This is a genomic window from Janthinobacterium sp. CG_23.3, from assembly GCF_046115965.1.
GTDB lineage: Bacteria > Pseudomonadota > Gammaproteobacteria > Burkholderiales > Burkholderiaceae_D > Janthinobacterium.
This window is the reverse complement of sequence record NZ_JBJXIB010000043.1, coordinates 25467-40978: the sequence shown is the minus strand read 5'-3', so window position 1 is coordinate 40978 and position 15512 is coordinate 25467. Positions and strand designations below refer to the sequence as shown.

Here is a 15512-nt window from a genome sequence, read left to right as displayed (position 1 = left end):
GCTACGCAAGCAAGGCCATGGCATGCTTGAGGTTCTGCTCCGGGCCTTCAACGGTAATCCTATCCCGCTTGCCGCATAGCGGCTGAACAGTCACCAAAAACAATGGATGGCGGATTAATTTTTCTCTATTTAACTATTTTAGTTTCCATTGTGGGTTTTTCCTATGTCGCCTTCAAATTTGGCCGCGACGAGTTTTTTTCCCTCAAACGCCGGCCCATCCGTTTCCACCGGAAAGAGCAAAAAATCCACACGATACGGCGCCGGCGCTTCTTCGCCAAGCCCGGCGAAGGTGACGCGACGTGGGAAGTGCCATGGAACGCGCAATCGATTTTTTGCATGCACCGGAGCGACAAGGCAACCGACGACTCGTATCACATCCGGCACTACTCGGTTGACGAGCAGGGCAACGTGGTGCGCGCCTTCGCCCTCGGCCGCCAGTGGGAGGCCAAGCGAAACCTGGAGGGGCTGCTGTCGCAATGGAATTACTGGTGCGAATACATGAACAAGGGGCCGGCCGACCTGCCGTCACCGCCACTGTTTTTCAGCGAGCGCGAGAACATGCGCGAGAGCCTCTTGTTCTGCATGTACGAGATGGGTTTTACCGCCGGCACCGTGTTTCGGCTGATCATGATGCCGCTGATCCTGTTTTCCACGAGCCACCGCTTGATGGCGTTGTGGACTTGCCGCGATCCGCTGTGGCCAAAGTCGGTAGGGGCGGTCAGCGCCATCGCGCCCGACGACGCCTACGACCAGCCGCGCGGCGACACGCCGGTTGGTTGGGCCGAGACGGCGATCGCGCGAGCTCGGCATGACTGGCCGTTCGACCCGAAACGGAAAGTGGAGAACTGGCGCGGCGAACCGGACGGCGCGAAAAACGCGCTGCTTTGGGCGCAGCACACGCCACCGCCAGTTTGAACTGACGGCGGGAGGGATGCCTCGCGTCGTGCCGGCGCATGCCAGGCAAGGCATGTTGCTTTGCCTGCCTTCTTGTAGACGGGGACGCGGCCGTTCCTGACTTGGAACAGTTGGTCGCCGCGCGCCGCCATGGCGCGGGCGCCGTTAAAAATGCATCGGCTCGCCGCGGAAGCTGCGGATGGCGGCGTCGACCATGCCCTCGGCGCTGCCCTGGCGGTCGTACTGGGTGCGCAGGTATTGCGCGTCGCTCCATAGCTTGGTGACGTCGGACAGGTGCTTCAGCGCCGCCGTGCTGCCCAGCGCCTCACCGTGCGGCTCCATCTTGCGCAGCGTCGTCATGATGTCTTCCCGCAGCGACATCGTTTCATAGGTTTTCGGGTGCGTGATGGCGCCGTCCAGGCCGAAGCGGCAAGCCTGGAAGCGGTTGTAGTTGTAGACCAGATAGTCGTCCTCGGCCGGCGCCGCCTCGCGCCGCTCCAGTAGGTGCCGGCATAGCGCCTGCAGGTAGGCCGCCAGCGCGGCGGCGCGCTCCACCGTCAGCGGCGTGTCGCACACGCGCAGTTCGATGGTGCCGAACTCCGGCTTGGGCCGGATGTCCCAGTAGAAATCCTTCATGCTTTTGATGATGCCGGTCTTTTCCATCTTGGCGAAGTACTGGTTGGCGAACTCGTCCCAGCTCAGCGTGAACGGCGCCCGTCCGCTCATCGGGAAGGCGAACACCGAGTTCAGGCGCGCCGAGTCGAACAGCGTGTCGCGCCCCTGCACGAACGGCGACGAGGCCGACAGCGCGATGAAGTGCGGAATGTAGCGGTTCAGCGAGTGCAGCAGGAACATCGCGTCGTCGCCCGAGGCGCAGCCGATGTGCACATGCTGGCCGAAGATGGTGAATTGCTTGGCTAGGTAGCCGTACAGTTCGGAAATCTCCTTGAAGCGCGGCTTGGAAAAAATCTTTTGCGCGGCCCACTGCTGGAACGGGTGGGTGCCGCCGCCGCTGATGCCGATGTTGAGCTTGTCGCCGGCGGCCACCAGCGTGTCGCGGATTTCCTGCAACTGCGCCAGCAGCGGCGCGTGCTCGGTATGCACGCTCGAATTGATCTCGATCATCGATTCGGTGATTTCCGGCGTGACGTTGCCGGGGAAGGGGTTCTTGCCCAGCAGATGCAGCAAGTCCGGGCTGGCGGCGGTCAGGTCGAAGTCCGACAGGTTCACCAGTTGCAATTCCAGTTCGACGCCGAAGGTCAGCGCGGCCGATTGGCTAAACGGTTCTAGCGACATGTTAGCGCTCCTGTTCGTTATGGGTTTCCTTGGCCCAGATCAGGGCGCGCTGGATGAGGATGGGGCCGAGCAGTTCGAGGATCAGGACGAAGGCGGCCAGCGAACTGAGTTCCTCGGCGAAACCGACGCCGCGGTGGCGCGCGTGTTCGACCAGCAGCACCACGGATACCGACACCGGCGTCAGCGCCATGCCGGTGAGCACGCCCTTGCGCCAGGAAATGCCGCTGACGTGCGAGAACGCGCCCACGCCGATGATCTTGGTGAACAGGCGCCCGGCGATCATCGCCAGCGCCAGGCCGGCGCCGGCCACCACCTTCGGCCATTCCAGCGTCGAGGCGGCGAACACGAACAGCAGCACCGTCAGCAGTTCGCCGAGGGCGCCGAAGTTGCGTTGGGCTTGGCTGAAGGCGACGCGGCGGTGGCGCGCCACCAGGCCGAACACCAGCGTCGCCAGCAGCGGCGACAGGCGGGTGCTGTAGGTGATGGCGACGAGCAGGATCACCGATAGCGCGAAGGCGACGGTGGCGTCCTGCGCCATGTTGCCGAGGCGGCGCAGCATGGCCGGCACGACGATGCCGAAGACGGCGCCGGCGCCGGCCGAGGCCAGTAGCATGGTGAAGCTGCTCATGCTGGCGTCGAGCAAGTCGCCGGAGTTGTGGAACATGCGGTAGCCAACGATGACGTTGAAGGTGAACACGGCCAGCACGCAGTTCAGCGCCGACATGTGCATGACGCGTTCGCTGACCTGGCCGGAACTGCGCTCCTCGTTGATGACGCGCATGATCGTCGCCGGCGAGGTCGACATCGACAGCGCCGCCAGCAGCAGCGCCGACACGGTTGCGACGTTGAATTCGACGGCGATCAGGTAGACCACGGCGAAGGTGCCGATCGACTCGACCAGGCCGGCCACGGCGATCCACGGGTTGTTCGACAGCCAGCGCAGGTTGATGCGGTAGCCCAGCTCGAACAGGATCAGGCCGAAGGCGACGTCGGCCAGCACCAGCATCGGGCCACTGCCGACGTGCGGCAACACGCCCAGCTGGGTTTGCGCCAGCGCGAAGCCGACCACGCCGTAAAAACTGATGCGCGGCAGACCGGTCCAGCGGTGGCCGAACTCGCCGGCGACCCAGGCCAGGGCGATGGCGAACGGCCAGGACAGATCGGATGCAATGGATAAGATGCTTTGCATAGACACTCCTCAATGATGAATTCTGTGCAGTCGGCGCGCGGCCCGCAGGGGCCGCCGCGGCTTGTTGCCGAGAGTGCATTGCCGATTCTACTTGATGGTAGGCGGCGCACGATACGATGGCCGTGTTGCCTATCGGGTAAGAAATTGCGGTCTTGCGAGGCGCCGTGGGCGCATGCAAACCAAGGGCTTCACCCCGGGGGACAGACCCCGAGGGCCCGGTCCCGGCACTTTGCCGTTGCTTTCAACCGCGCTTACTTGCTGAGCAGGCGCATGCCGCGCTCCAGCCCTTCTATCGACAGTGGGAACATGCGGTTGTTCATCAACTGCCTGACCACGGCAATCGACTGGCGGTATTGCCACAGCCCCTCCGGTTCCGGATTGAGCCAGATGAATTTCGGGAAGGCGCTGGTGAAGCGCGCCAGCCAGCTGGCGCCGGCCTCCTCGTTGTTGTACTCGACCGAGCCGCCGGGTTGCAGGATTTCGTAGGGACTCATGGTGGCGTCGCCGACGAAGATGAGCTTGGTGTCGGCCGGGTACTTGCGCAGGATGTCCCAGGTCGGGAAGCGCTCGGCGTTGCGGCGGCGGTTGTTCTTCCACAAGTAATCGTAGACGCAGTTGTGGAAGTAAAAGAACTCCATGTTCTTGAACTCGGTCTTGGCCGCCGAGAACAGTTCCTCGGTGCGCTCGATGTGGTCGTCCATGGTGCCGCCTACGTCGAGCAGCATCAGCACCTTGATGCGGTTCTTGCGCTCGGGCCGCATCTTGATGTCGAGGAAGCCGGCGTTGCTGGCGGTGGCGTGGATGGTCGCGTCCAGCGCCAACTCGTCCTCGGCGCCCTCGCGGGCGAACTTGCGCAGGCGCCGCAGCGCCACCTTGATGTTGCGCGTGCCCAGTTCGCGCTCGGTGTCGTAGTCCTTGTAGGCGCGCGCCTCCCACACCTTGACGGCGGTGCGGCTGCCGCCCTTGCCGCCGATGCGGATGCCTTCCGGGTTGGTGCCGCCGTTGCCGAACGGCGAGGTGCCGCCGCTGCCGATCCATTTGCTGCCGCCCTCGTGGCGCTCCTTCTGCTCCTTCAGCAGCTCGTTCAAGCGGTCCATCAGCTTGTCGTAGCCGAATTTTTCCAGCTGCGCCTTTTGCTCGTCGGACAGCTCGCGCTGCATGCGCTTGACCAGCCAGTCGAGCGGAATCGCGGCGTTGCTCTCGAAGGCCGCGTTGACGCCCTTGAAGTACTGGGCGAAGGCGCGGTCGAACTTGTCGTAATGGGCCTCGTCCTTGACCAGGGTCAGGCGCGACAGGTAATAGAAGTCGTCCATCGAGGCCTCGATGACGTTCTGTTGCAGCGCCTCCAGCAGCGTCAGGAACTCCTTGATTGACACCGGGATCTTGGCGTCTTTGAGCGTGAAGAAAAAATCGATCAACATGGTAATTAGTCCCGCTTCAGCTTGTATTCCAGGTGCGCCTTGATTTCCGGCCACTCGCCGCGCGTGATGCTGTAGAGGTGGGTGTCGCGCACGGTGTTGTCGCGGCGCAGCGCGTGGTGGCGCAGCACGCCGTCGAGCTTGGCGCCAAGGCGGGAGATCGCCGCCTGCGAGGCGAAATTGAAGTTGTCGGTGCGGAAACCGACCAGCGCGCAGCCGAGCGTCTCGAAGGCGTGCGTCAGCAGCATCAGCTTGCAGCTGGTGTTGACGTGGGTGCGCTGGTGGCGTTTGCCGTACCAGGTGTAGCCGATTTCGACCCGGTCCAGCTCGGGCACGATGTCGTGGTAGCTGGTGCTGCCGAGCACGACGCCGCTGGCCTGGTCGACGACGGCGAAGGCCAGGCGGGCAGGGCGCATTTCGGCGGCCTTGAAAATGTACTGGTCGACGTGCTCGGGTTCGGGCACCGAGGTGATGCGCAGCTTCCACAGCTCGCCGTCGCTGGCGGCCGCGCGCAGGCCGTCGGCGTGGTGCGGCGCCAGCGGCTCGAGCCGCACCCCGTTCAAGGCCAGCGTCAGTGGTGCGGGCGCGCGCATCAGCGGTTGGTCCGCGACATGAACACCAGGCGCTCGAACAGGTGCACGTCCTGCTCGTTTTTCAGCAGCGCGCCGTGCAGCGGCGGCACCACCGCCTTGGCGTCCTGGCTGCGCAGCGCCTCGGCCGGGATGTCTTCGGCCAGCAACAGTTTCAGCCAGTCGAGGAATTCCGACGTCGACGGTTTCTTCTTCAGGCCGGCGACGTCGCGCACCGCGTAAAAGGTTTGCAGCGCCTGCGCCAGCAAATCCTTCTTCAGGGTCGGGAAGTGCACGGCGACGATCTGCTCCATCGTGTCCTTGTCGGGGAACTTGATGTAGTGGAAGAAGCAGCGGCGCAGGAAGGCGTCCGGCAACTCTTTTTCATTGTTGGAGGTGATGATCACCAGCGGCCGGTGCCTGGCCACCACCATCTCGCGCGTTTCGTAGACGTAGAACTCCATGCGGTCTAGTTCGCGCAGCAAGTCGTTCGGGAACTCGATGTCGGCCTTGTCGATCTCGTCGATCAACAGCACCACCGGCTCGGGCGCCGTGAAGGCTTGCCACAGCACGCCCTTGACGATGTAGTTGTGGATGTCGCGCACGCGCTCGTCGCCCAGTTGCGAGTCGCGCAGGCGCGAGACGGCGTCGTACTCGTACAGGCCCTGCTGGGCCTTGGTGGTCGACTTGATGTGCCATTGCATCAGCGGCATGTTCAGCGCCGCCGCCACCTCCTCGGCCAGCATGGTCTTGCCGGTGCCCGGCTCGCCCTTGATCAGCAGCGGGCGCTGCAAGGTCAGCGCGGCGTTGACCGCCAGTTTCAGGTCGGCGGTGGCGACGTAGTTGTCGGAACCCTGGAAGCGGTGGCCTTGGCCTTGAGGTGCGTGCATGGACGTGTCGATCACAGTGTAAAGTGGAAGAATGTTGCGGTTACGCCGAGTATAAGACAGAACCGCGCAAAACGGCCATGGTGGCCCGCCCGGTCACCCCGCGGCGCCGGCGCGCGAGGGGGGAAGCGGCGGCGAGGTTGCGCTTCCACACGGCGCGCATTCAAAGTGGACTTGCGGGAACGTCTTGGGTTAGAATCGCAGGTTGTTAGTGTAAAGCTCAACGTTTGCACCCGCCTTATCCCCGATTACCACTGATTACCTTTGCCACCATGAAAAAAATCATCGCACTTCTCGTGCTCGCCGGCATGGCCACTGTCGCCGCAGCGGCGGACATCGTTGGAAACGCCAAGGCCGCCACCGCCAAGGTTGAAATGTGTATCGGTTGCCACGGCATCCCAGGATACAAAGCGACCTTCCCGGAAGTTTTCCAGGTGCCGATGATCGGTGGCCAGTCGGCCAAGTATATCGAAAGCGCGTTGAAAGCCTATCAAAAGGGCGATCGCAAGCACCCGAGCATGAAGGGCATTGCCGCCAGCCTGTCGGACCAGGACATCGCTGACGTTGCCGCATACTACTCGCAGCAAACCAAGACGAAATGAGGAACAAGAACATGAAAAAAATACTCACCGCCCTGATCTGCTCCGCCATCTCGTTGAGCGCCTTCGCTGGCGGCAACATCGACGCCGGCAAGGCGCTGGCCGAAAAATACAGCTGCGCCGCCTGCCACGGCAAGGACCTCGGATCGCCGATCGACCCTTCATACCCGAAACTGGCCGGCCAGCACAAGGACTACCTGGAACACGCGCTGACCGCCTACAAGCGCGGCGACGCCCCGAACGGGCGCAACAACGCCATCATGACCGGCCAAGTCAAACCGTTGACCAACCAGGACATCAAGGATTTGGCAGCTTACATGCACAGCCTGCCTACCGGCCTGGTGCTGCACCGCTAAGACGCGCGGCCCGGTTGGACAAGAAAAAAGCCACGTTCGTTTCGTGGCTTTTTTCTTTTCTAAGCAGAACTTGCCGTAAAAAATAGCCATGGACAAACGCATTAATGTGGCCGAACCGGTGGCGGCGATTGGCACTGTTCGATCGCTGCGGGTCCGATCGGCCCGGTCGGCGCCGCCCGGCGTCGTGTCCGCCGCCGTGGCGATCGCGGGCGTGGGGCTGGACGGCGATGTCCACGCGGACGCGCTCTCGCCCCGGCAGGTGTTGCTCGCCGGCGTACACGCCTACGATCAATACCGGCTTGAGGCCAACGCGCTGCGTGAAAACCTGTTATTGGATCTGGATAGTTCGGTCTTGCGGTCGGGCGCGTTGTTAAGGATAGGTCCGCAGGCGGTGCTTTGGCTGACGTTCCGATGCGAACCATGTGGCCACCTCGATGCCCACCAGCCAGGTCTGTCCAAACGGATCGGCGCCCACAGAGGTATGTTGGCGCGGGTGGTGCGCGGCGGCGAGGTCAGGCCCGGCGATGCCGTCGCCTGCCTGGAGCGTTCGCTGCCCGGTTGGTCGGACGACTGGCGTGAGCGCGTCGTGCGCATTTTGCAGTCCGTCCCCGACGATATGGTGCTGGAATACAAGCAGCTCGCGCGCCTTGCGGGCGTGTCGACCAGCTACTGCCGGGTTTTTCCGAGAATGGCGCGGGATCTGGGCCTATCGGAAAAGCTGGTGCCGATGCGCAGCCAGTCTGACAAAGCGCGCTGGGAAGGAAGCGAGTTGTTCGATGTGAAGCAGGGCCGGCGATGAGCTTTGCTCTTTGCCGACAAGCTCGGCTTGCATGTGCTCCAACGCGGCGACGAAGCAGCACTAACCAATCTGTTTTCGTAACTATTCAGCCGCTATGCGGCGAGGGGAATGGGATTGCCGTTGAAGGCACTGCGCAGCACCTCAAGCATGCCATGGCCTTGTTTGCGTAGCGTGTCCATGCATGAGCGGATGACGCAGAAATTGTCGGCACCGATGACGGTGCGGAAGCAGCCAGCTTTTTTTTGCTTCACCTTGGGCATGCGTACGGCGCGCTCCCCCAGATTGTTGGTAAAGGGAACGGCATGGTTGGCGATGAACAGCAGAACGGCGTCGGCATGCAGGCGGAAGCGCCTGAGCAAGTTGAAGGCAACGGATTGCTTGGCCGGTCCTCTCGCTCTGGCGCCCCTGACGGTTTCAGGATTGAGTTGCTCGCCTTCATTCACAATTGCATCGTACAGCGTACGGAAGGCGGCCACATCGGCGGCACTGAACAAGGCTTGTTTTTGTCGGGCCGCCTCGCATAATTTGTTGGCGTTCAGTAGCAAGTTCGTCATCGCATCCGGCCATGCCTGTCCGGTGATTTCTTTCACGTACACCAGTTCGCGCAACAGGTGGGCATTGCACAAGGCATGAATGGACTCGTCGAGTTTCCAATATGGCGCCCAGCAATCGTGCACAAGAACGCCTATGCGCTTGGGCAAGATGCCGTGCGCTTCGATCGCTTCCATGCCACGCTTGGCATGTACGCCGTACCAGGTCAGCGTGTCGTTGGCCGCGATATGAAGCCAATGGAGCTTGCCGGCAACGCGCAGACCCGATTCGTCGGCATTGACCAGCGACGCGTTGCGCAAGTTGCCGGCGATCTGGTTCGCGGTCACTTGCAGCGCGATACGCGCCTCGCCCACCCAAGCTACCAGCGTGCCGGGAGAAACCGACAGGCCATAGAGATCGTGAAGCAGTTCGGCGGTGCGTGCGAAAGGCAGCATTTGCCCTTGGCTCAGATGGACGCCGAGCGCTTTCACGTTCGGCCCGTACTGCACGACGTCCGTCACGCCGGCAGGAAAGGTGCTCACATGCACTTGCCCGCAACTGCACGTCACTTCCAGGGTGCAGTGTTCGACGATATCGAACGCGCGCGCGGGCACGTCGATTACCTGCCGGCGTTGCGCCACACGCGCCTCGTCGAGTGGCAACGAGCGATGGCAACGATCGCATTGCGTTGGCAAGGGATGGCGCACCGTGTCGGTCGGTTCGGCGATCCGCTTGAGCGTCGTCCCCTAGTGTCCCTCTTGTGCGCCCGCTTTCTTGTCCGACGACCCGCGCAACGATTGCGTCTTTTTCTTCTTGGCAAGGCCATCGGTCGATGGCGGCTTGCTCGAATTCTCGCTGTTCATTCCCAGTCTAGCTTCAACTGCGTCCAGGCGTGCGAACAGCGCGTCGATAAGCCGGTCCTTGTCCTGTTCGGACAGATGTGTGAGGTCGGGGCGTGGCGGCTTCGGTGGCATGCACGAATGATGCGTTATTCCAGTTCTGTTTACAACAATTTTCTACACCGCTCGCTCAGGCTGAATAGTTACCTGTTTTCTATTATGCACACCGGCTAGATTTGATGTTTAAGACTGCCTTGATATAAATCGATATCAATTTTTCGATAATAAAAATGGCAGGCCGGCGGTATATGTGGCTAAAATAGACGCTGGCCAAACAATGTCAGAGAAAATGAATCAAACCGAGCGCTTGTACCGGATTCAGCACCTCATCAGAGAATTTGCTGTGGTGCCACGAGCTAGGTTTTTGGACGAGTTGGAAATCTCGCTGGCGACATTTAAGCGCGATCTCGCCTATTTAAGAGACCGCCTTCACGCACCAATCGAATACGATTCCGAGCAAGGTGGTTATCGTTTTACGATTGCCCAGCTAGCGCCGCGTTATGAAGTCCCGGGGATGTGGTTTAACGCCGAGGAAATTTACGCCTTGTTGACGATGCAGCAACTACTTCAGCAAATGCAGCCGGGGCTATTGACGCCCCATATCCAGCCTATGTTAAGTCGTCTCAATCTGGTTCTGGCTGGGAAAACTTCTCCAGACTTTGAGTTGCAAAAGCGTATCCGCATTCATCGCATCAATGCACGCCCGGTACAGCCAAAAGCCTTCGATCCCGTTTGCGCGGCACTACTGAGCCGCCGTCAAATTGAGATTGAGTATTTTAGCCGTGGCCGGAATGTGTGTGAAACGCGCGCGCTGTCGCCCCAGCGGCTGACCTACTACCGTGACAACTGGTATCTCGACGCGTGGTGCCACCTGCGCCAAAGTTTTCGCTCGTTTTCGCTCGACGCAATAGTCGGCGCCAAATTGCTCGACGAAGGCGCATTTGAGATCCCTGATGCGGATTTGGATGCCGTCACAGGCCCCGGCTACGGCATCTTTAGCGGAGCCATGATTGAATGGGCCACGTTGAAATTTTCCTCGGAGCGTGCCCGATGGGTAGGTCGGGAAGTTTGGCACCCACAACAGGAAATGCTACTTCAGCCCGACGGGACATGCATTCTTCGCGTGCCATACAGTGATGACCGCGAGTTGGTGATGGATATTTTGCGGCATGTGCCTGAGGTGACGGTACTGGGCCCTAAACTGCTGCAACAACGGGTGCGCAGCTTGCTTGAGCAAGCGTTGCACTCATTTGGCCAACAAGAGTGAAAAAAGTTAGCCTGGCTCATTTCTTGCGCCTGGCACACGTTACAGTTGGCTCATCAACTTAATCCGAGAGAAAGCGATGAACCAAGCTGATTCCTATTTTTTGTACTGGGGTAAAGCCAAGCCGGCTGCGGATTGTGGTCCGCAATATCATCTATTGCCGTTTCATTCGCTCGATGTGGCGGCCGTTGGCGTTGCTTACTTAAGGCAGTCAGGCTCCTTGCTTCGCTCCTGCTGTCAATTTCTGCATTGTACCGAAGATGTTTTTTTATCATGGGCGGCTTTTTTTCTTGCGCTTCATGATTTGGGTAAGTTCAGCGAGGCATTTCAATCGCAGCGTCCGGATCTGATTCAGCATCTGCAAAACCGCGCGCCCAATCCCGCTAAACAATACGATGTGCGGCATGACTCCCTGGGTTATTGGTTGTGGAAAGATGATTTGGCGCGCCTAGTGTCGCCAAACATCGGATTGGATTGTTCGCACGATGGCAAGGCCGCAGTTGTTTGTTGGATGCGTGCCGTCACGGGACACCATGGCATGCCTCCAATAAGCAACGGAAGTGCCGAGCGATTTTTTCTGCGTGGCGATAAGCAGGCGGCGGCCGAATACACCATGGCAATGGCGCAGCTGCTGCTGAGTGACGAGGCGAAAAATATTGCCACTGGTTTGGATGGCAAGGCATTTCTTCAAGCCAGTGAAATACTGTCCTGGTGGTTTGCCGGCGTTACCGTTCTGGCAGATTGGCTGGGCTCCAACACCACATATTTCCCTTACCACGACGCGCCGCAAGAGTTGGCGCAATACTGGCCGCAGGCTTTGGGAAAGGCGGCCGACGCTTTAAGTGCCGCCGGCGTATTGCCGGCAAGTGTGCAGCCGGGACAGTCCCTCCAAGATTTTTTCCCCTATATCGAAAACCCCTCGCCGTTGCAGTACTGGGCCGCGACCGTGCCGATTCCGCCGGCGCCGCAAATTTATCTGCTTGAGGATGTCACCGGGGCGGGAAAAACCGAGGCGGCAATGATGCTTGCTTACCGCCTGATGGCGGAGGGTCTGGCGGAAGGATTTTTTATTGGCTTGCCGACGATGGCTACCGCCAATGCCATGTACAAACGCGTGGCGGGCGTTTATCAACGCCTGTTTGCCGGCGACGCCAATTTGGTTCTTGCTCACGGCCACAAAGGGTTAGTCGACGAATTTGCCCGATCGGTGTTGCCAGCGGACTCGGCCGAATCCGACCCCGCGCAGCTGGATGAAACCGCGTCGGCGCGCTGTAGTGCCTGGCTGGCGGACCACAGCAAACGCGCTTTGTTGGCGTCCGCCGGCGTCGGCACGATTGATCAGGCGCTGTTGGCGGTCTTGCACAGCAAACATCAGTCGCTACGATTGATAGGTCTGTTCAATAAGGTGCTTGTCGTTGATGAGGTGCATGCCTGTGATGCGTACATGCAGGGCCTGCTGGAGGTTTTGTTGGAATTTCACGCGCGCGCTGACGGCTCGGTGATTTTATTGTCGGCGACATTGCCTTCGAAAATGAAGCAGGCGTTGTTGAACGCGTTCGCGCGCGGGCGTAACCAGGCGCGCGCGCCGGCCCTGCAAGCGTCGGCCTATCCGCTGGCAACGCGCTGGCATGACGGCCAGCAGATGCTAATGGAAGAGCCGTTGGCGTCGCGTGCCAACGTGTCGCGCACGGTGCAGGTGCACTATGAAGCAGATCAGACCAAGGTCTTCGACTATGTGCGCGGAGCTCTGGCGCAAGGTAAATGCGTCGGCTGGATACGCAACACGGTTGCCGATGCGATGAGCGCCTACGCATGTCTGGCGCCGACGCTTGATGAAGGCCAAGTCATCCTGTTCCATGCCCGCTTTGCCATGTCGGACAGGCTCGCAAAGGAGGAGCAGGTACTGGAATGCTTCGGAGAAAAGAGCAACCATGACGTTCGGCGTGGCCGCCTGATGATTGCCACGCAAGTCGCCGAGCAATCCCTTGATGTCGATTTCGATATTTTACTGACGGACTTGGCGCCAATCGATCGGGTGTTGCAACGTGCCGGACGTTTGCACCGGCACATACGCGATGTGCACGGTAATCGGCTGCTCGCTGCTGGAGCGGTTGACGGCCGGCCAGCGCCATGCCTGTGGGTCGTCGGGCCGCAGTGGGTTGAGCATCCTCGCGCGGATTGGTATGGCGAATTGTTTCCGAAGGCTCAATATGTCTATCCGCATCATGGCCAATTGTGGCTGACCGCAAGGATCTTGTTGCAGGGCCGCTTTAGTATGCCTGCCGATGCCAGAAGCATGATCGAGGCGGTGTTTTCCGGTGATGAGGAAATTCCGCTGACATTGGAAAAAAGCGCGTTGGAAGCGGAGGGGCAGGTGATCGCCGATTTGAGTGTTGCGCAACAAAATACCCTAAAAGTTGACGGCGGCTATATCCGAGGTGATCAAGGCGATTGGTGGAGCGAGGCCAAGACGCCTTCGCGGCTTGGGGAGGAGACAAGGGAAGTCATGTTGGCGAAATGGATCGACGACGAGTTGTACCCGTGGGTGGATGGTGCCTGGGCCTACAGCATGGTGAAAATTGCTGCACGACAAATTAGCGAAGAGGCATTGCCCGTTGATGCAGGCAAGCAGGCGACATTGTTACGGTTGAAGCAGACCTTGCCAAGCCAGGGGAAGTGGTGCTTGCTTTTGCCCCTTTCGTTAGGGCCAGACGGGGTCTGGCGAGGGCAAGCTTGGGCTGCCGGCAACGCGCGCTCGGGGACAAAGCCAGCGCTGGTTACTTGGCTCTACGACGCTGATTTTGGCCTGCGGATGGAGGCGTCCGATGCGGTTGGCGCTGCATCGGACTAATCCCCGCAGAAGCGGGGAACATGGGGGCATCAGAACCACATACGGTTCATCCCTCCGCTTGAGGGAACGGTCTCACTGCTCACATTTTACAAGTTCCAAGTCGCCTTTGGCTTCACTGTACGGCTCCCGCGAACTTTGACAGTATCGATATTTGAGAATCACACAGCTAATGTAGAACTACATACTTAAAAAATACTCTCGCTGTCGTTTTTTTATGCTACGATGTGTTTAGTTTCAAGGGTTTTCTGGATTTGATGGGAGGAAATCTCTTCCCGAGGTGACTTTGTGCGAGGAAACAATGATTTCATTGATGTCGGAAAAATGGCTCCCTGTTCGGCGCTGTTCAGGCGCCCTGGACTGGATTCACCCAAGTCAAATAAGCGAGCCGGATATCGTTGCATTCGCTGCCAATCGGGCGGATTTCAATGGCGCGCTGGCGCAACTGATGATCGGATTGCTCCAGACTGCGGCAGCCGTTGACACCGAAAGTGACTGGGCCGGTCTGTGGGATGCGCCGCCGAGCGCCGCCGTTCTGGAGCAATGGTTTGGCGCGGACGCCGCCGCATTCGTGCTCGACGGCGACGGTGCGCGGTTTATGCAGGACTTCTCGCTGACAATGGCGGAAGGGGCCGAATGTGCCATTGACGCCTTGCTGATCGACGCTGCCGGCGGTTCGGCAATCGATAAGAACACCGACCACTTCGTAAAGCGCGACACGATCAGGGCCATGTGCCCGCACTGTGTGGCGACTGCCCTGTTCACGCTTCAAACGAACGCGCCGGCGGGGGGCGCCGGACATCGCACCAGTTTGCGGGGCGGCGGTCCGCTGACGACATTGCTTGTGGCGACTCCCGAGCCCGGCATGCCACCGGGCAGCCTATGGAAAACCTTATGGCTGAACGTCAAACCGAATCGAATCTTTTTACGCCAAGCAGGCGATGCGCAAAAAACGGAAAAACACTTTACGTTCCCATGGCTGCAAGGCATCCAGAAAATCCAAGCGCCGGGTGGCGAGACACAGCCATTGCACGTGCATCCGCATCACGTATTTTGGGCAATGCCGCGTCGAATTCGCCTCGATTTTTCCGGCGCTCACACCGGCCAGTGCGACATCTGCAAACGCGATTCGGCGCAGTTGGTGGAGCGGTACGTGACCAAACCACAGGGTTTGAACTACAAGGGCGTTTGGCGGCATCCATTTTCGCCGTATTACGAAAGCAAGGAAGGGTGGCTCCCTGTGCACCCGCAGCCGGGTGGTTTTAGTTATAGGAACTGGTTAGCTTGGGTATTGGATAGCGGTCAAAGCAAGAAAAACGTCCAGGCCGCGACCATGGTGAACTACGTTATCGGCGAACAAAGACAAGATTATGGGCAGTTGCGGCTTTGGGTTTTCGGTTTCGATATGGACAATATGAAACCGCGTTGCTGGTACGAGACGACCTTCCCATTGTATGACCTTCCGGGTGCTGAACCAGCGAGTCTGAAGAATATTCAAGGAATCGTCAAAGAATTAATTGAGGCCGCAGAGTTGGCGATCTTCTATTTGAGACAAGCGGTCAGGCAGGCTTGGTTTGGCGACAGCGACGTGCGCGGCGATCTGAGTTTTGTTGACAAGTCGTTTTGGGACGCCACGGAATATGGTTTCTATGAACAGTTAAAGGAACTAATTTTCCAGGCGCGTTCGGAGGCTGGCATCGACATGGATGATGCTGATTTCCTCATCGGCCTCGGCGAAGCGTGGTTAACGTTGCTGCACAACAAAGCGCTCAAGATATTCGATGCCGACATCGTAGGCGCGGGAGCGCTGTCGCAGCAAAACCCGAGACGTATCGCCGAGGCGTACAACGGCATGCGGCGTAATTTTCAGGGTAACGCCATCAGATCCGTCTTGCATTTACCCGTTGCCGAAAAAGGCGCCAAGCCTGGCAAAAAAAATCAAGAGCGCATGAGATAGATACGA

General features: G+C 59.7%; 14 protein-coding genes. 7 read left to right on the top strand and 7 right to left on the bottom strand.

Annotation, left to right across the window (positions count from 1 at the left end; all coding sequences use genetic code 11):
* The first annotated feature begins 102 nt into the window (after positions 1–102).
* A complete protein-coding gene (locus ACFDR9_RS12360) occupies positions 103–915 on the top strand; it encodes a DUF6708 domain-containing protein (protein WP_409031178.1) in 813 nt (270 codons plus the stop codon).
* 144 nt (positions 916–1059) lie between these two features.
* Here ACFDR9_RS12360 and ACFDR9_RS12355 read toward each other — a convergent pair whose 3' ends face one another.
* The 5 genes from ACFDR9_RS12355 to ACFDR9_RS12335 all read right to left on the bottom strand — a co-directional run bounded on the left by ACFDR9_RS12355 (position 1060) and on the right by ACFDR9_RS12335 (position 6256).
* Positions 1060–2190 (bottom strand): YbdK family carboxylate-amine ligase, encoded by a 1131-nt coding sequence (locus tag ACFDR9_RS12355; RefSeq protein ID WP_017877365.1) that lies wholly within the window; start codon positions 2188–2190, stop codon positions 1060–1062.
* A 1-nt stretch (position 2191) separates the two neighbouring features.
* The gene (locus ACFDR9_RS12350; protein ID WP_017877364.1) at positions 2192–3379 is read right to left on the bottom strand and encodes a cation:proton antiporter; all 1188 of its coding nucleotides are present in this window, start codon (positions 3377–3379) and stop codon (positions 2192–2194) included.
* A 251-nt stretch (positions 3380–3630) separates the two neighbouring features.
* On the bottom strand, positions 3631–4800 hold the full coding sequence (locus tag ACFDR9_RS12345; protein WP_017877362.1) for a VWA domain-containing protein: 1170 nt from the start codon (positions 4798–4800) through the stop codon (positions 3631–3633).
* A gap of 5 nt (positions 4801–4805) precedes the next feature.
* Complete coding sequence (locus ACFDR9_RS12340) at positions 4806–5390, bottom strand: GNAT family N-acetyltransferase (protein ID WP_017877361.1); 585 nt, start codon at positions 5388–5390, stop codon at positions 4806–4808.
* Entirely contained in the window at positions 5390–6256 is an 867-nt protein-coding gene (locus ACFDR9_RS12335) for a MoxR family ATPase (RefSeq protein ID WP_026133022.1), read from the bottom strand. The genes ACFDR9_RS12340 and ACFDR9_RS12335 overlap by 1 nt, the downstream gene beginning before the upstream one ends.
* A 269-nt stretch (positions 6257–6525) precedes the next feature.
* On the opposite strand from ACFDR9_RS12335, the gene ACFDR9_RS12330 reads away from it, so the two are divergent.
* From ACFDR9_RS12330 to ACFDR9_RS12320, 3 genes are all read left to right on the top strand, one after another.
* Positions 6526–6855 (top strand): cytochrome c, encoded by a 330-nt coding sequence (locus tag ACFDR9_RS12330; RefSeq protein ID WP_017877359.1) that lies wholly within the window; start codon positions 6526–6528, stop codon positions 6853–6855.
* An 11-nt stretch (positions 6856–6866) separates the two neighbouring features.
* Entirely contained in the window at positions 6867–7208 is a 342-nt protein-coding gene (locus ACFDR9_RS12325; RefSeq protein ID WP_017877358.1) for a cytochrome c, read from the top strand.
* Positions 7209–7296: 88 nt separating this feature from the next.
* Complete coding sequence (locus tag ACFDR9_RS12320; protein ID WP_409031177.1) at positions 7297–8007, top strand: MOSC domain-containing protein; 711 nt, start codon at positions 7297–7299, stop codon at positions 8005–8007.
* A gap of 92 nt (positions 8008–8099) precedes the next feature.
* Here the strand turns inward: ACFDR9_RS12320 and tnpC are convergent, their stop codons facing one another.
* Together tnpC and ACFDR9_RS12310 are read right to left on the bottom strand one after the other, a co-directional pair.
* Positions 8100–9266 carry an IS66 family transposase gene (gene tnpC, locus ACFDR9_RS12315; RefSeq protein WP_409031180.1) on the bottom strand — a complete coding sequence of 389 codons (1167 nt, stop codon included), beginning with the start codon at positions 9264–9266 and terminating at the stop codon, positions 8100–8102.
* A gap of 18 nt (positions 9267–9284) precedes the next feature.
* The gene (locus ACFDR9_RS12310; protein ID WP_409031176.1) at positions 9285–9512 is read right to left on the bottom strand and encodes a DUF6444 domain-containing protein; all 228 of its coding nucleotides are present in this window, start codon (positions 9510–9512) and stop codon (positions 9285–9287) included.
* A gap of 214 nt (positions 9513–9726) precedes the next feature.
* Between ACFDR9_RS12310 and ACFDR9_RS12305 the strand changes: the two genes are divergently transcribed.
* The 3 genes from ACFDR9_RS12305 (at position 9727) to casA (ending at position 15506) form a co-directional block, all read left to right on the top strand.
* Entirely contained in the window at positions 9727–10704 is a 978-nt protein-coding gene (locus tag ACFDR9_RS12305) for a helix-turn-helix transcriptional regulator (protein ID WP_409031175.1), read from the top strand.
* Positions 10705–10780: 76 nt separating this feature from the next.
* Positions 10781–13552 carry a CRISPR-associated helicase Cas3' gene (gene cas3, locus ACFDR9_RS12300; protein ID WP_409031174.1) on the top strand — a complete coding sequence of 924 codons (2772 nt, stop codon included), beginning with the start codon at positions 10781–10783 and terminating at the stop codon, positions 13550–13552.
* 298 nt (positions 13553–13850) lie between these two features.
* A complete protein-coding gene (gene casA / locus ACFDR9_RS12295) occupies positions 13851–15506 on the top strand; it encodes a type I-E CRISPR-associated protein Cse1/CasA (protein WP_409031173.1) in 1656 nt (551 codons plus the stop codon).
* Positions 15507–15512: the final 6 nt, after the last annotated feature.

Excerpts from the sequence above, each read along its gene's own strand:
- cas3 (WP_409031174.1), top strand. The coding sequence starts at position 10,781 with ATGAACCAAGCTGATTCCTATTTTTTGTACTGGGGTAAAGCCAAGCCG.
- ACFDR9_RS12350 (WP_017877364.1), bottom strand. The coding sequence starts at position 3,379 with ATGCAAAGCATCTTATCCATTGCATCCGATCTGTCCTGGCCGTTCGCC.
- ACFDR9_RS12330 (WP_017877359.1), top strand. The coding sequence starts at position 6,526 with ATGAAAAAAATCATCGCACTTCTCGTGCTCGCCGGCATGGCCACTGTC.
- ACFDR9_RS12325 (WP_017877358.1), top strand. The coding sequence starts at position 6,867 with ATGAAAAAAATACTCACCGCCCTGATCTGCTCCGCCATCTCGTTGAGC.
- ACFDR9_RS12320 (WP_409031177.1), top strand. The coding sequence starts at position 7,297 with ATGGACAAACGCATTAATGTGGCCGAACCGGTGGCGGCGATTGGCACT.
- ACFDR9_RS12335 (WP_026133022.1), bottom strand. The coding sequence starts at position 6,256 with ATGCACGCACCTCAAGGCCAAGGCCACCGCTTCCAGGGTTCCGACAAC.
- ACFDR9_RS12345 (WP_017877362.1), bottom strand. The coding sequence starts at position 4,800 with ATGTTGATCGATTTTTTCTTCACGCTCAAAGACGCCAAGATCCCGGTG.
- ACFDR9_RS12305 (WP_409031175.1), top strand. The coding sequence starts at position 9,727 with ATGAATCAAACCGAGCGCTTGTACCGGATTCAGCACCTCATCAGAGAA.
- ACFDR9_RS12310 (WP_409031176.1), bottom strand. The coding sequence starts at position 9,512 with ATGCCACCGAAGCCGCCACGCCCCGACCTCACACATCTGTCCGAACAG.
- ACFDR9_RS12340 (WP_017877361.1), bottom strand. The coding sequence starts at position 5,390 with ATGCGCGCGCCCGCACCACTGACGCTGGCCTTGAACGGGGTGCGGCTC.
- casA (WP_409031173.1), top strand. The coding sequence starts at position 13,851 with ATGATTTCATTGATGTCGGAAAAATGGCTCCCTGTTCGGCGCTGTTCA.
- ACFDR9_RS12355 (WP_017877365.1), bottom strand. The coding sequence starts at position 2,190 with ATGTCGCTAGAACCGTTTAGCCAATCGGCCGCGCTGACCTTCGGCGTC.
- ACFDR9_RS12360 (WP_409031178.1), top strand. The coding sequence starts at position 103 with ATGGATGGCGGATTAATTTTTCTCTATTTAACTATTTTAGTTTCCATT.